Source organism: Marisediminicola antarctica (assembly GCF_009930795.1).
Taxonomy (GTDB): domain Bacteria; phylum Actinomycetota; class Actinomycetes; order Actinomycetales; family Microbacteriaceae; genus Marisediminicola; species Marisediminicola antarctica.
On sequence record NZ_CP017146.1, the window covers coordinates 1,677,888 to 1,691,327 of the forward strand.

Annotated in this window: 17 protein-coding genes; 4 read left to right on the forward strand and 13 right to left on the reverse strand. The window is 65.1% G+C overall.

Features of this window, described 5'->3' with window-relative positions:
- Positions 1–57: 57 nt before the first annotated feature.
- The 3 genes from BHD05_RS07940 to BHD05_RS07950 all read right to left on the reverse strand — a co-directional run bounded on the left by BHD05_RS07940 (position 58) and on the right by BHD05_RS07950 (position 1,925).
- Positions 58–666, reverse strand: a complete 609-nt coding sequence (locus tag BHD05_RS07940; RefSeq protein ID WP_161885953.1) for a hypothetical protein — start codon at positions 664–666, stop codon at positions 58–60.
- Complete coding sequence (locus BHD05_RS07945; RefSeq protein ID WP_161885954.1) at positions 653–1,219, reverse strand: RNA polymerase sigma factor; 567 nt, start codon at positions 1,217–1,219, stop codon at positions 653–655. The genes BHD05_RS07940 and BHD05_RS07945 overlap by 14 nt, the downstream gene beginning before the upstream one ends.
- 67 nt (positions 1,220–1,286) lie before the next feature.
- A complete protein-coding gene (locus BHD05_RS07950) occupies positions 1,287–1,925 on the reverse strand; it encodes a TetR/AcrR family transcriptional regulator C-terminal domain-containing protein (protein ID WP_236966468.1) in 639 nt (212 codons plus the stop codon).
- Positions 1,926–1,955: 30 nt separating this feature from the next.
- On the opposite strand from BHD05_RS07950, the gene BHD05_RS07955 reads away from it, so the two are divergent.
- Together BHD05_RS07955 and BHD05_RS07960 are read left to right on the forward strand one after the other, a co-directional pair.
- A complete protein-coding gene (locus tag BHD05_RS07955) occupies positions 1,956–2,504 on the forward strand; it encodes a DUF4386 domain-containing protein (RefSeq protein ID WP_236966469.1) in 549 nt (182 codons plus the stop codon).
- Positions 2,505–2,642: 138 nt separating this feature from the next.
- Positions 2,643–3,287 (forward strand): DUF2461 domain-containing protein, encoded by a 645-nt coding sequence (locus BHD05_RS07960; RefSeq protein ID WP_161885956.1) that lies wholly within the window; start codon positions 2,643–2,645, stop codon positions 3,285–3,287.
- Positions 3,288–3,304: 17 nt separating this feature from the next.
- On the opposite strand, the gene BHD05_RS07965 is transcribed toward BHD05_RS07960, so the two are convergent.
- The 4 genes from BHD05_RS07965 to BHD05_RS07980 all read right to left on the reverse strand — a co-directional run bounded on the left by BHD05_RS07965 (position 3,305) and on the right by BHD05_RS07980 (position 6,446).
- Positions 3,305–3,886, reverse strand: a complete 582-nt coding sequence (locus tag BHD05_RS07965; RefSeq protein WP_161885957.1) for a YdeI/OmpD-associated family protein — start codon at positions 3,884–3,886, stop codon at positions 3,305–3,307.
- Positions 3,879–4,442 carry a TetR/AcrR family transcriptional regulator gene (locus BHD05_RS07970; protein WP_161885958.1) on the reverse strand — a complete coding sequence of 188 codons (564 nt, stop codon included), beginning with the start codon at positions 4,440–4,442 and terminating at the stop codon, positions 3,879–3,881. Before BHD05_RS07970 ends, BHD05_RS07965 begins: the two co-directional genes overlap by 8 nt.
- Positions 4,443–4,590: 148 nt before the next feature.
- Positions 4,591–4,872, reverse strand: a complete 282-nt coding sequence (locus tag BHD05_RS07975) for a hypothetical protein (RefSeq protein ID WP_161885959.1) — start codon at positions 4,870–4,872, stop codon at positions 4,591–4,593.
- A gap of 584 nt (positions 4,873–5,456) precedes the next feature.
- Positions 5,457–6,446: an NAD(P)-dependent alcohol dehydrogenase gene (locus BHD05_RS07980; protein WP_161885960.1), complete on the reverse strand. Its 990-nt coding sequence runs from the start codon at positions 6,444–6,446 to the stop codon at positions 5,457–5,459.
- A 187-nt stretch (positions 6,447–6,633) separates the two neighbouring features.
- Here BHD05_RS07980 and BHD05_RS07985 point away from each other — a divergent pair, with 187 nt between their 5' ends.
- Both BHD05_RS07985 and BHD05_RS07990 read left to right on the forward strand, forming a co-directional pair.
- Positions 6,634–7,281: a TetR/AcrR family transcriptional regulator C-terminal domain-containing protein gene (locus BHD05_RS07985; RefSeq protein ID WP_236966737.1), complete on the forward strand. Its 648-nt coding sequence runs from the start codon at positions 6,634–6,636 to the stop codon at positions 7,279–7,281.
- A gap of 149 nt (positions 7,282–7,430) precedes the next feature.
- Complete coding sequence (locus BHD05_RS07990; protein WP_202614171.1) at positions 7,431–8,351, forward strand: AAA family ATPase; 921 nt, start codon at positions 7,431–7,433, stop codon at positions 8,349–8,351.
- A 98-nt stretch (positions 8,352–8,449) separates the two neighbouring features.
- Here the strand turns inward: BHD05_RS07990 and BHD05_RS07995 are convergent, their stop codons facing one another.
- From BHD05_RS07995 to BHD05_RS08020, 6 genes are all read right to left on the reverse strand, one after another.
- Positions 8,450–9,031 (reverse strand): hypothetical protein, encoded by a 582-nt coding sequence (locus tag BHD05_RS07995; protein ID WP_161885963.1) that lies wholly within the window; start codon positions 9,029–9,031, stop codon positions 8,450–8,452.
- A 195-nt stretch (positions 9,032–9,226) separates the two neighbouring features.
- The gene (locus BHD05_RS08000; protein ID WP_161885964.1) at positions 9,227–9,721 is read right to left on the reverse strand and encodes a PNPOx family protein; all 495 of its coding nucleotides are present in this window, start codon (positions 9,719–9,721) and stop codon (positions 9,227–9,229) included.
- A 134-nt stretch (positions 9,722–9,855) separates the two neighbouring features.
- Positions 9,856–10,791: a metallophosphoesterase family protein gene (locus BHD05_RS08005; protein WP_161885965.1), complete on the reverse strand. Its 936-nt coding sequence runs from the start codon at positions 10,789–10,791 to the stop codon at positions 9,856–9,858.
- A 128-nt stretch (positions 10,792–10,919) separates the two neighbouring features.
- Positions 10,920–11,426, reverse strand: a complete 507-nt coding sequence (locus BHD05_RS08010) for a PepSY domain-containing protein (protein ID WP_161885966.1) — start codon at positions 11,424–11,426, stop codon at positions 10,920–10,922.
- A gap of 145 nt (positions 11,427–11,571) precedes the next feature.
- The gene (locus BHD05_RS08015; protein ID WP_161885967.1) at positions 11,572–12,525 is read right to left on the reverse strand and encodes a sensor histidine kinase; all 954 of its coding nucleotides are present in this window, start codon (positions 12,523–12,525) and stop codon (positions 11,572–11,574) included.
- Complete coding sequence (locus tag BHD05_RS08020; RefSeq protein WP_236966470.1) at positions 12,522–13,190, reverse strand: response regulator transcription factor; 669 nt, start codon at positions 13,188–13,190, stop codon at positions 12,522–12,524. Before BHD05_RS08020 ends, BHD05_RS08015 begins: the two co-directional genes overlap by 4 nt.
- Positions 13,191–13,440 lie beyond the last annotated feature (250 nt).

The window sequence follows — 13,440 nt, forward strand, 5'->3', positions numbered from 1 at the left end:
GCTCCCGCCGGCTGCTGCCGCCGGCCGCTCTCACCGGGGGGAACAGCCGGGGAGGGATCAGCCGGGGAACGCCGCGTCGTAGACGGCGCGGAGGTCGGTACTGTCGGCTCCCGTGACGCCGCAGCTTGTGATCGTTCCGTTGGATGCGCCGACGAGATAACTCTTGCCGACCTCGAAGGGCACGCCCGAGAAGTCGGAGGTGATCGCATCGACCTGCGTCACCTCGACGCGGTCGGCGACGTCGCCCGCGAACCTCTCTGTGACCTCCAGCACGACGGTGTCGCCCTGGATCTCCAACACTGTCGCGGCGAACGCCTGCTCCTGGGCGGCGACGGTCGCCGGCTCGAGCACGAGGCAACTGCCGCTCGCGAGGTCCCCGCCAAGGGGAGGCCGCAGCGCCTCGACGGTGGGCTCGGGGCCGCCGAGGGCGAGCGGCACGACTATTACGGCGGCGATGGCGAGGCCAGCGGCGACGCCGACCACCGGCATCCACCGCGTGAAGGCGGGTCGCGGCTTCTCGGGGGTGCCGGTCGTGGTGGAGGGGGACTGGTCGGTCATGATCTGCTCCATTCTGTGGTCGAGCCACGTCGGTGAGGCAGGGGGCAGTGCGCGAGCAGGATCGGCGGCGCGCAGCTCATCGCGCAGCGCACGGTCATCGTCGTGCATCGGTGCTCCCTTCCTCATGGGATACATGTCCGGTCGGGTTGTCGGATTTCAGCAGCTCCTGCTTGAGCCGCGCCTTCGCACGGTGCAGGCGGATCGCCGCGGCGTTCGCGCTGGTGCCGAGCACGACGGCAAGCTGCGGGCTCGTCAGCTCGTCCCACGCCCACAGTCGCAGGATCTCGGCGTCGTCGCGGCGCAGGCCAGCGAGGGCGGTGGTCAGGCGGGCGTCGGCGGTGGTGCCATCGAGCGTGGATGTTGCGGGGTTGTCGTCCGCAGCGGCCGGCGGCGGATCGATGGCGATGATCCGGCCGATGAGGCGGGTGCGGCGACGTTCGGCGCGCCGGGCGTTGCTGAGGCACTGCCGAGCGACGACGATTGCCCAGGGCAGTGCGTCGTCGGGCACGTCGTCGAGTCGGCGCCAGCACACCAGCAGGGTATCGCCGAGCACGTCGTCGGCGGTCGCGGCGTCAGTACGGCGGTTCAGGTAACGCCGAACGGGATCGGCGACGAGCGCGACGAGCCTGCGCATTCGCATCTCGCGCTCGGTGTCGGTCACAGACCTCATACTGAGCCATGTCCGGCAGGGGAGCGGGGATTTCATAGCCTGGCGCTCGAGACGCCCATCAACGCTCCGTGTCAGGCTCCTGCTCCAGCTTGTGTTTCTCGAGCCAGCGTTCGAGTCCGTCGAGGATGAGTTCGAGGCCGAGCGGGAATTCGTCGGCGTAGTTGTATCCGGGTTTGAGAACATGGTCTGCGGTGAGCTCGGCAAGGTAGGGATACTCGTTCGCTGGAAGCTGGGCGAGCATGATGTGTGCCCTCGCGGCTGTATCTTCCTCTGTGGTGAATGGCAGGTTTTTCTCTTGCATGGCAAAGCCGTAGATGTAGCTGTCGAGCGCTGAGAACGCGTGGGCCGTCATTGCGATCGAGAATCCTGCGTTTCGAAGAGTGCCGATTACGCGATCGTGATGTCGCAGCGTGGCTGGGCCGGGATTCGTTCCGGAGTCCTTCAGTCCTGTGGCCCAGGGATGGCGAGACAGCACGGCACGGAAGGAAACCGACCGCTTGCGCATCGCCGTCTTCCAGTCGTCGTTGTGCGACGGCAGCTCGATCTCGTTGAACACCGCGTCGACCATGCCATTGAGCAGATCTACCTTGTTCGCCACGTGGTTATAGAGCGACATTGCCTCGACGCCGAGCTCCTCGCCGTGCCTCCGCATCGTGAGCGAGTCAATGCCCGTGCGGTCGGCAAGCGCAATCGACACGCTGAGTACTCGCTCTCGGTTCAGTCGCTGGTGCCCCTCATCGTCCCGGGAGACGCGGTGCAGAGCGCGCAAAACATCTCTGGCGCTCCGCTACTCTTCTTCTCCGGCGTAGCGAGCTTCGCCGTCGTGGCGTTCCTCGACATTGTCGTGGCGGGAGCTCTGTACACACTGTTCAAGCCGGTGAACCGCCGTCTCTCCGCGGCGGCCGCCTGGATGAGAACCGTGTATGCCGTGCTGCTCCTCGTGGCCATCAGCCGGCTGGTGGTGGGATTCTCGATGATCGGCGATCCGGAAACCGCACTGCCGGTCTTGGAGTCGTTCACCACCATCTGGGTCATCAGCCTGGGCTTGTTTGGCGCGTCCCTCCTGCTGGTCGGCTATCTGGCATTCCGTTCCGGCTTCATAGCGAAGGTGTTCGGCATCCTGCTCGCCATCGCCGGCGCCGGATATCTTGCGGATGCTGTCGGCATGGCCGTCGTCCCCGACTTCACCGCTGTCTTCGCCCAGTTCCTGTTTGTGGGTGAAGTTGCGATTATCTTCTGGCTGCTGATCAGGGGCCGCCGTCGTGCCGCGAACTGATTTGCCGTAATCGACACGATGCATCAGCCCGCCGTTCGCGCCAGCCGCATCCAGTCGGCTGTCAGCATTGCTTTCTAATGTACATCTCGTCCAGAACTCACCGGCGCGTCGACGCGCCTCTGCCGAGAGGAATCCCTCATGACCGAAGCGTCCCCGCTCACCAGCTTCACTGCCGAGGCGGCGGACTTCCTCACCGGACTCGCCGCCGACAACAGCAAGTCCTTCTTCGAAGCGCACCGAGACCAGTACGCACGCGCCATCCGCCAGCCCCTTGAAGACCTGCTCGGGGCAGCCGAACCCGTGTACGGCCCGGGCAAGGTGATGCGACCGAACAGGGATGTGCGCTTCAGCGCAAACAAGGACCCGTACCGCACCGAGGCGAGCATGTGGGCCGGGACCGTCGGCGGCGTCTACCTCAATCTCAACCGGGAGCGATTGGAGGTCGGCGGCGGACTCTACGACCCCTCGCGCGACCAGCTCGAGCGCGCTCGAACCGCGATCGCCGAGCGCCCCGCCATCGCCGCCGAGCTCGAGTCGATCATCCGAGCTCTCGAGGGCGACGGGTTCACGCTGGCGGGACCGTCGCTCAAGACGGCGCCACGTGGCATGGACCCCTCGCACCCCGCGATCCAGCTGCTGCGACTGAAGCACTACGCCGCTCTGCGGGGCCTGCCGATCGACACGCCTCCGAGCGACGTGCTGAGCACCTGGCGCGCGATGGAGCCGCTCATCGCGTGGGTCGACACGCACGTCGGACCGGCTCTCACCACGCGCGCGCACTGACGTGATGCGCGGTCCCGTCAGCCGTTGCTTTTCACGCGGCGACCGGCCTGAGCTTCGGCGACGGTGAGCCCGATGCGTTTCGTGCGTGTCGGGTCAGTCTTGGCGCTCGCGACCCAGCGGAGGATGTTCCGTCTCGCCGACGGTGGGAAGGCCTGAAACTCGTCCCAGGCCGGCGCGGCTCTCATCAGCTCGCGTTGCAGATCGGCGGGGATGATGAGTGCATCGACTTCGGCCATTGCCTCCCACGCGCCTGTGGACTTCGCGAGGTCGACCGAGGCCAGCCCGGCAGGTTGCATCTGTCCCTCCTCGATGAGTCTCTCTGCACGATCGCGGTAGGTCTTCGCCCACGGCTGAGTGCGGCGCGGGCTGATCAGCTGCATCGTGCGCTCGTCGTCGACCGCCCGGCGAATGCCATCGATCCACCCCGAGGCAACGAGTTCATCGAGCACGTGGGCGGTCGTCAGATACTTGTGCGGCACGACCTTCTTGAACGTCACGAGCCACACCGCCTCGGTCTGCCGGTGATGAGCGTCGAGCCAGGCGTGGAGCTCCGCGACCGAGGCCACCTCGACCTTGACGAATCGATCGGTCTCAATCACGCTGCGCCAGCCCACGCATGACGATGTCGACCGCCGCGTCGAGCACCTCATCGGAGGGAGGCGTACCGTGCATGAGCACCGAGTGCGTCACCATTCCGGTCAGCATCAGGAGGGCGGCCTCGGCCGCCGGATCCTCGGCGAGCGCCCGGAGTGTGTGTCGCATAGGCCGCTCGCCGTCGGCGACGAAAGTGTTGCGAATCGGCGCAATCTCGGGGTTGGTCTGAGTCCTCTCGGCAAGAGTGGCGAGAGCACGATCGAGCCGGTGCTCCACCATCGCGCGGCTGAAGCTCGCGAGTTCGCCGCGAAGATCCAGCTCAGCGTCGCCGCTCGCCTCGTGATGGGGCATCTCGCTGAACTGGGCGAAAGCGTCGCGTAAAAGATCGATGCGCTCGGGCCAGTGGGTGTAGATAGTCGCGCGCGAGTAGCCGGCCTCTGTCGCCACTCGGACGGGCGTCACCGCCTCCCATCCCTCATCGAGGAGCAGCCTCAGCGCGACCGCTGGCACGTCGTTGTGAGTCCGAACGACGCGAGGGTCGCGCTTATCTGTGGTGGCCATCGTGCTTTCCTCCGATACCGACCGCGGGTGACTCTTGGCCGCTCTGTCGAGAAGTCGACACCGAGACCATTGCGTTAGTGTACGAGGTGCGGCTGACGGCCATGTCGGGCCTGTTGATTGTCCGAGGTTTTCCGCGTGTGCCGGGCGGTCACCGCTGTTCGTCGGCCGGGTCTGCTTCTCCGGGCTTGGGGTGTCCGGGGATCGAATCACCCGACAGATTCAGTTCATCGGGATCGACCTCGACGTCACCCACATCATCAGGCCCGCCCGTACCGGGGAGCACCTCGACTTGATCTTCGGTGTCGGCGTCGACAGCCTCGCTGTCCGCAACGGGAGTCGATTGCTTCGCCTCGGTGTCGCGCTCGCTGGTGGGACTCGTCACGCCGGTCGCGCCGTCGGGCAGGCCACTGGATTCAGGGGCGTCGCTCATATCGATCCTCTATTCGCCATCCGGGTCAGCCGAACGGCTGACGGTCTGCTCTGATGCTACGTGCACCGCCTGGCTTCGACGAGGGTTGACCGCTGTCGGGGTGATTGCGCCGTCCAATACGGAGATCGTTCACTCTACAAACGTGCCACACCTGGAATGCACGGACAACGGTCGGTGGGTCGTTCTACGATCGGAACTGCGTGGCCGGACGCTCCGAACCTTGGAGCGAAGTGGGCACGAGCAGGCGGTACGCGGACCGGATCGACCGACGGATGGGCGAGCGAGCAGAAGAGGCAGCCACCCGCGGCGTCGAGCCGAGCTCGCTGACCAACGCCGAGCTTGAACTCGACACTCTTCCACTGACGAAGACCCCCCGACCACCAGCAGTAAGAGCGTGGGTGCGCTAGGGTGCCCTCGCGATCCGCGTCGAGGCGCGGGCAGTGGCCCGGACCCCGCGGGCCGTGGCCCTCGAATGGACCAACACCGGGGGAGAGGTGCAGCGGGCATGGGTGTGGGCGAGCGCGGTGGAGGCGAATCCAGCGCCCGGGGTGCAGACATGAGGCATGGTGCGCTTTCGGCCGCGGTCACGGCGACACCGCGATCACGAGCTTGCCGCGCGCGTGCTGCTCGACGAAATCACGCAACGCCTGCGCCGTCTGCTCGAGCGGGTACACCCGCTCGACCTGAGGGCTGACCGCGCCCGAATCGATGAGCTCGGTGAGCGCATCGAGGCGCGCAGCGCTTGGCGTCGCGGAAAGCACACGCACCTGTTGGGAAACGAACGGTGCCGATACCAGTGCCCCGATGATGCGACCCATCGGGCCAAGGATGCGACCACCCCCGCCGCTCGCCAGCACGAGCGTTCCGGTGCGGGCGAGTGCGCGCCGCAGTGCGCGCACCGGGTGATTGCCGACGAGATCGAGGATCAGGTCGTGCTTGTCTCCGGCGCGCGTGAAGTCCTCGACCGCGTAGTCGATCACACGGGCGGCGCCCAGTGCGAATGCCTGCTCGGCGTTCCTCGCGCTGCAGACCGCAGTGACCTCGGCCCCAAGCGCGTTCGCGATCTGGATCGCGAAACTGCCGACGCCGCCAGAGGCGCCGTTGATGAGCACGCGCGCTCCACACCCACCCGTCCGTGCGTCCAAGCAGCCCACCTCGCGGAGGCCCTGCAGCGCCGTGCCCGCAGCGAGCGGAACGGTCGACGCCTGCTCGAAGCTGATCGTGCGTGGCATCATGGCGACGTCACCGGCGCGCGCGGCGACGAACTCGGCGAAGCTCCCGGCGGGGACCTCCGCGTACACCCGGTCGCCGGCACGGAAGGAGGAGACATCCGGGCTGACGGACTCGATGATTCCGGCGACATCCTGCCCGCGAACCGGCAGTTTTGGTCGGCGAACGCCGAACGCGGCGCGAGCGATGAGGGGTGTGCCGGTGGTGAGGAACCAGTCGGCCTGGTTGATGGATGCCGCGCGCACGCGAATGAGCACGTCGCCCGCGCCTATCGCGGGCACGTCGATCTGCTCGAGTTGCAGCACCTCCGTGGAGCCGTACTCGCGTTGGACGATGGCCTTCACGTGGCACGCGCCAGCAGCGTCATACGGCGGACTCGGCGAGCGGATTGGCGATCAGGCGGGGTGCCGGCACCGTCCATTTCGCTGCAATTCATCGTGGGGGCCTTTCGGTCGAAGTGAAAACGGACACTCAGAAGCATAGCCTTACAGGTGTAAGGGAAGCAACAATGGACTTATGACGGCGCGAGGCATGTTGAGTAGACAGCGAATAGTGGACGCTGCAGCTGCTGTCGCAGATCGCACCGGTCTCGCGAGCGTCAGCATGAGAAGCGTGGGCGCGGAACTTCGGGTCGAAGCCATGTCGCTGTACCACCACGTCTCGAACAAGGAGGCGCTGTTGGACGCACTGGCTGAATGGGCTTTCGTTCAGATTGACCTGCCCGAGATCGGAGATCCGTGGCGGGATGCCATGGTGCAGCGCGCGGAATCCGCGCGCACCGTCCTCCGAGCACACCCCTGGGCGCTCGGGATGCTCGAGTCGCGGCCTGTGCCGGGGCCCGCTCTCCTGCGTCATCACGACCGCGTTCTGGGGTGCCTCATGACCGAAGGTTTCAGTGCGGCACTTGCAACGCACGCATTCTCGACAATCGACGCCTTTGTCTACGGCTTCGCCCTGACCGAAGCAGGCTTGCCGTTCACGCCAGGGGAGGGGGCCGAGGCCGCCTTCGCATCCCAAGTCGCGCCGCCTCCAGAGGACTACCCCTACCTCGCGCGCTCACTCGCGGAGCTATTGCACGGAGGGGACTACGCATTTGAGGACGAGTTCCGAAACGGTTTGGAACTCATCCTGGACGGGCTCGCGCAGCGGCGCATGTCGATTGGGACGCCCTGGCAATAGCTGGATCATCCGCCGCGGGGCCCGTCGGCTCGCTCGCTCTACGTGGGCCGCCGATGGACCGGCATCGCGTCAGTGTGCAGCCCGAGGGCAGGAGTAGTGTTTCGAGCACACGCGGTCGCCGTGCGATCGACCGCAGGATGCGGGTCACGATGCCAACTCTCACCGACTACGGCCGTTCGCTCGCCGCCGTAACGGAGGCTCTGCGGCGGCTCATCGCGTCCCCGGATGCGGTGGCGACGGCGCGACCACCGGATGCTGCGCGACTGGGGGTTATCGGGGCATCCGTCAATCTCTTCCTCTATCGTGACAGCCTCGTCAGCTACCGCAACGGCGGCGACCCCGTTGGCGTGCGCTATCTCGCCGCGGACCTCCGGTACCTCGTCAGTTGCCACGCTGCGGATGACGCCGATGCGGATTCCGCGAGTCTCGTTCCCTATGGTGACGCTCAGGCCGCGATTGCTGCAAGCCCGGTGCTGACCGTGCAGGTCGCCGGGACGAGCATGGCCGTCCAGGTCATCATGTCGTTGATTCCGCCGGACGAGCTGGCTTCGCTCTGGCTCGCGAGCACCGCGCCGCTGCGATTGTCCTTCGGCGTGCGGGCCAATTTCGCCCTCGAGACCCGTTCGTGGCCCGACACCGTCGGAGACGTTGTAGCGCACGCGCGCACGCACGCACGCGCCGGGCAACTTGTCGTTTTTTCGGGGACGGATGCAGCGGCACAGGCCGAGGCTGCAGAAGCGGTGGCCCGCGAGCTCGGACAACCGATCGTGCGCATCGGGTTGGACCGGATCGTGAGCGACTTCATCGGCGAGACGGAACAGAATCTGCAACGACTGTTCGACAGTGCCGAGAACTCGGGCGCCGTGCTGCTCCTCGACGAGGCGGATGCTGTGTTCGGCAAGCGATCGGAGGTGCGCGATGCCCACGATCGCTACGCCGATGTCGAGACGGCACACCTTCTCGATGTCCTCGCAACGGCACCCGGGATCGTGATCGTGGCAGTGGCCGACCCTAGCGATTCGGAGCTGTTGCGTCGAGCAACGGCGACGGTGCATTTTCCTTCCGGCTAGGAGCATCCGGGGGTATCGAACCGTCGAACGCGAACCGTCTGCCCAAAATAGGTCATCGTCACCCAGGCTTGGGGTTTCCACGGTGACCATTTGCGCGATCACCCGTTCACGGTTGGGGTGGGGTGACGGGCTCGTTGCCCCGCTGGATCTTCACGCCGGTGAACTCCACGTCGACAGGCTGCGCGAAGCGCCGGCCGTTGATCTCGTCGTGGCGCATAAAGGTGGGCGGGTCGATGCGCACCCGCAGGGTGCATTCCCCCGTCTTCCGGAACCACCCAGTTGCGGGCGTAGTGGTAGAGCATCGGGTGCCACACCAGCTCATGTTCGTACGGCCCCAATTCCTGCCCGGTGGGCGTCACCAATGATGCAGTCACCGTCACGGCCGGCACGAACCGGCCGTCAGCCGTGTCCTGCACTGCGATCTCCACGTGCACGTTCTCTCCCTCGGGGTTCTGCCACGTGAGTTGACCGTCCTTGAAGTGATACAGGCCCTCAGCTTCTTCGATCGCGTAACCCACGGTGTACTCCCCGGCCTGCTTAATCCCGCCGTCGTGGGCGACCTCTTCCACCATGTATTTCACGGCTTGACCGTAGGCATCTCCCTGAGCGCGGGCCTTCTTCAGCTGCGGGCCGGTGGCCTCTGAGGAATTCGGGTCCATGGGCGGGTTGTGCTGCGTCATAGTGTTTCTCTCGTGATTTACGGTGCGTCCATACTTTCGTGGTGCCTATGCGCTGGCAAGCATGCTCACGGAATCCGGCAGTCTCCCATGCAAACTGCCGGGACTTGGTTATCGGGGATTTCGAGCTGGTCGGGCTCGACGAGGTGCCGCTGATGGATTTTGAGATAGATGTACGGCGGGTGTTCGTCCCGATCGTCAGGAAGGACGGAATCCGATCAGGGGCAGTTGGTCCACGACCCGTCGCCGGCCCTCATCCGTTCCGTCGTACCGCCAACTGAGGAGACGGCTGAGGACGCTGCGCACGAGCGGACGGGGTAGCCCGCTGTGGTGCTCGTAGTGCTCGAATACTTCCTGGGCCTCGTCCAGCCCGAGTCGACGCACGACCGGAACGTACCGCGAGGTCCCGATCCAGATCTCCTTCGCCAGACCCGCCTCGACATTTCGCAGCCATTGCGTCTGTGCGCCCCATCCGGCCATGACGATGGCCTCGTGTGAGCCTGGGTCGAAGTGGACGACTTCCAACGGAGTCTCGAACAGCCTCCCGGACGTCCGTCCGGTGTGGACCAGCATCAGGAAGCGGTGCCCGACAAGGAATCCCAGTCTGGCGTGAAACAGATGGACAGGGAAGTGGAGTGGCCACCGCACGACGCCGCGCGGCGGTCGCGGTTGGAGTGCGCGCTTGTCATTCATCTTCACATCGTCCCTCATTCATGGTTCCGATGAATCGAGCGTCGCAAACCCGTGAGGGTCGTGAGTTCGCAACACCACGCCAACGCGGCTCTTCCTTCGAGCATGACCCACGCGACCGAAGAAAAGGCCCGTGGTCAGCGGGTAATGGCGAACGTGTCGACGAGCACGCCGCTGTGGTCAATGGCCCGGCCGAGGAGCTTGTCGTCGTAAACCAGAAGGTCAAGATAGTGCAGGGTCGAGGCGCTCACTGCAGTGAAGTTCTCCTGTCCGGTCGGGCGCAATCTGGCAGCAGCTCCGGAGACGATGTAGGTCACCCCATTCTGAGGAGTGGAACGCTGATAATCGTGGTCGTGTCCGGCGAGGACGAGCGGAACGTTGAATTCGGCGAACAACGGCGACCACGCGTTCCGAACCGCCATGTCCGAACCGTGATTCCCGGCGGAGTAAGCGGGGTGGTGCATGGCGACGATCACCCACGTGCCCGATGTGACGGGTTCGGCGAGAGTTGTGCGCAGCCAATCGCGTTGCTGGGCGTTATCGGCCTGGTTCGAATCGAGCACGATCACTTTCGCGGGGCCGATCTGCTCGACGTACCACGGTGTGTGCTGGCCCAGTTTTTCGAGAATCTGTTGCTGTTGGTTGCTGCGGTAGTCGTGGTTGCCGAGCACGGGAAGCAAGGTCGCCCCCGTGTCGAGAATGGGGGCGAACGGGGAGATGACGCGTGCTTCGGTTTGCGCCGCCTCGCCATCCTCGTAGATGAGGTCGCCGAGCAGGAGCAGGGCGTCGTAAGGATCCTGCCGACTTTCGCGTCGCATCCGTTCAACGGTCGCCCCTACCGGGGCTGTGCCGGTTCCCGTGTCGCCCGCGACGGCAATGCGCGAGGCGGGCTCATCGGCTATTGGCGGGGCCGAGCTGCCCGCGGCCGGAGACGCCAGTCCGTGGGAAAGGGCCGCGGGGGCTAGCTCGGTGGAGATGACGACCGCGAAGCCGGTGGCGACGACGGCGAGGACGACGGCGACCACCGCCACAACCACAGCACCGGTGGGGCGGGAGGTCTGATGATCGGGCATGAGCCACCTTTCGTCACGCGTTCGCCGATGATCGAGCACGAGCGTCTGCGACCGTGCCGAACGCGGTGGGATGCCGGTCAGCGGCGGAAGCATGTCGCTTCCGCCACTGACCGGCTGTCGAGAACGGGTTAGTCGTCGTTCGTCTCAGTGTCGCTGTCGGTGTCCTGAGCCAAGACCTTGCCGTTGCCGGCGTCGACCTTCACGTCGGTGACGGTGCCGTCTGTCGCGGTGATCTCTACCCCATAAACCACGTATCCGTTTTCGTTTTCGAGCTCGGCGCTGCCCGCTGTTCCCGGAACCGCCGCGAGGGCTGCGGCGGTCGCTTCGTCGGCGGTCACGGTTGCCAGCGGCTGAAGGGCTTTGGACTCGTCCGCCTCGGCCGTGGTCGAATCTCCCCCTTCCGACCCGGAACCTTCAGACCCGGTGCCTTCCGCGGTCTCGGTGTCTTCGCCGGCCTCCTTCGGTGCCGTGACGCTGCCGACATAGGTGGGATCCTGTTCCTCCGTGGCGGTGCCGGTTCCTGTTCCAGGGTTCGCGGTACTGGTGGTGGCGGCCATCGCGACGCCCGTGCCGCCCAGGGCGAGTCCGGTGACGATGACTCCGGTGACGACTGCCCGCTTGATCGTTATCTTCATGGCGATGCTCCTTCTCAGTGCCGCCGACCGCCTCTCGGCGGGTGCGGTTTGTTTTTTCTGGCTACGGACGAGTGATTTCTTGACCGTGATATCAGGCTACGAATCAGACGATGAGATCAGTGTGAGATGCCCCAAAGCTGCGAATTCATCGCATCGTGAGCGGGAACCGTAGGGTGACGGTGGTGCCGGCGCCGCTCTGAGAGTCGATTGTGACCGACCCTCCGTGTGCGTGCATGATTTGTTTCACGAGGGCAAGACCGAGTCCGTGGCCCGGCGTCGCCCTGGCGTCATCAGCACGCCAGAATCGTTCGAACGCGTGGGACGCCTGTTCGCCAGTCATCCCGATTCCGTCATCGCGCACCTGAACGATCAATGTTTCCCCGACCGCAGTCGTGGTCACCGCAACGGCACCGCGGGGTTCGCTGAATTTGACCGAGTTGTCGACAACGTTCCCAATCGCGCGGGAGATCAGCTCCTCCGAGCCCCACACCCGCCCCTGTCGGCCCAGGTCGGCTGTCACAGCCGGGCCGAGGATGTGGGCGGCATCGGCCCGTGCCACAACTTCACGCACTGCCGTGTTGATGTCGACGGATGCGAAGGTCGCGGCGAGCTCCTCCCTTGTCGTGCGAGAGAGCTTGAGAAGGTCATCCGTGAGCCTGGTGAGCCCGATCGCCGCCTCCAGTGAGGTGGCTATGGCGGCCTGGTATTCAGTGGGAGTGCGCATCCGGGTCAATGCGAGTTCAAGTTCGCCCTGGATCACGCTGAGCGGGGTGCGCATCTCGTGGGATGCGCCGTCGACGAATTGTTGTTGGCGTTCGAAGCTGGCCTTGATGGGTTTGAGTGCAGCGCGGGCCATCAACCAGCTCGAGAGGGGAACGACAATGAGCAGGCAGGCGTAGAAGATGATGAGCGCCCTCCGCAGGAGCGCGAATCCTTGCTCTGCGCCGACGGCCGCTCCTTCTCCTTCGAATTCGACCGCATCGAAGTCGAACGTCCCCGTGACGAAGGTGTAGATCCCGATAGCGAATACCGCGAACAGGCCCAGTTGGATGACCGTGTAGGCGACCGTAAGCCGGATGGTGGCCTGACGGAAGATCACCCGTCTGCCGCGATCAGATAGCCGGCACCCCTGCGGGTCTGAATGATGTCTGGTTCCCCGGGCAGGCTGAGTTTCTGGCGGAGGTACCGGATGTAGGTCTGCACGACGTTGCTGAAGCCCTCATAGTTGCTGTCCCAGGCGTGATCGATGAGTTCGGTCGAGCTGATGATCGTGCCGGCGTTGCGCATGAGGTATTCCAACACGGCGAACTCCTTCGGCGTGAGGTCGATCGTCCTTCCCGCTCGCACGGCGGTCTGGGTCGCCGGGATCAATGTCACCCCCTGAGCTACGAGAGTGGGCGGTTGTGCCCGGGGGGAGCGCCTGAGTAGGGCGCGCACTCGCGCGAGCAGTTCGACGAGATGGAAGGGCTTGACCAGGTAGTCGTCGGCGCCGACGTCGAGACCTTGAACTTTGGATTTCATCGAGTCGAGCGCGGTGAGCATCAGGACGGGGACGTCGCTGTTGATCTCGCGGATGCGGCGACAGACGTCCATCCCGCCGCCAGGCAATCCCGGCAGCATGAGGTCGAGGAGAACGAGGTCGTACGTGTCGATCTCGAATGCGGTGATTCCATCGGGTGCGGTGGCTGCCAAGTCGACGGCGTACCCACTTTCGGTGAGTGTGCGCCGGATGACGTCAGCGATACGGGCATCATCCTCCACCATCAGGACTTTCATCGTGCCCACGCCCGCCGATCGGTCAATGGAACGCTGAGGCCATCGAGCGCCTTGTAGTGCCCCTCGGGCTGCATCATCTTCGCATCAGTCATCTCATAGTAGGTCTCGCCGTTTCTCGGCACTGCTGACGTCGCGTAAGACCCCGCATCATGCTTGCTGGTTTGGTCATGAAGAAGACGCTAATCGCACCTGTGTGAGACCACGATGAGAGGATCGACACCGCCGTCGTCGGTTTTTA

Bases quoted from the DNA above. Each gene is read 5' to 3' on its own strand.
- BHD05_RS07990 (WP_202614171.1), top strand. From the start codon at position 7,431: ATGCCAACTCTCACCGACTACGGCCGTTCGCTCGCCGCCGTAACGGAG.
- BHD05_RS07975 (WP_161885959.1), bottom strand. From the start codon at position 4,872: ATGAGCGACGCCCCTGAATCCAGTGGCCTGCCCGACGGCGCGACCGGC.
- BHD05_RS08000 (WP_161885964.1), bottom strand. From the start codon at position 9,721: ATGAATGACAAGCGCGCACTCCAACCGCGACCGCCGCGCGGCGTCGTG.
- BHD05_RS08005 (WP_161885965.1), bottom strand. From the start codon at position 10,791: ATGCCCGATCATCAGACCTCCCGCCCCACCGGTGCTGTGGTTGTGGCG.
- BHD05_RS07985 (WP_236966737.1), top strand. From the start codon at position 6,634: ATGTTGAGTAGACAGCGAATAGTGGACGCTGCAGCTGCTGTCGCAGAT.
- BHD05_RS08010 (WP_161885966.1), bottom strand. From the start codon at position 11,426: ATGAAGATAACGATCAAGCGGGCAGTCGTCACCGGAGTCATCGTCACC.
- BHD05_RS07995 (WP_161885963.1), bottom strand. From the start codon at position 9,031: ATGACGCAGCACAACCCGCCCATGGACCCGAATTCCTCAGAGGCCACC.
- BHD05_RS07940 (WP_161885953.1), bottom strand. From the start codon at position 666: ATGCACGACGATGACCGTGCGCTGCGCGATGAGCTGCGCGCCGCCGAT.
- BHD05_RS07970 (WP_161885958.1), bottom strand. From the start codon at position 4,442: ATGGCCACCACAGATAAGCGCGACCCTCGCGTCGTTCGGACTCACAAC.
- BHD05_RS07960 (WP_161885956.1), top strand. From the start codon at position 2,643: ATGACCGAAGCGTCCCCGCTCACCAGCTTCACTGCCGAGGCGGCGGAC.
- BHD05_RS08020 (WP_236966470.1), bottom strand. From the start codon at position 13,190: ATGGTGGAGGATGATGCCCGTATCGCTGACGTCATCCGGCGCACACTC.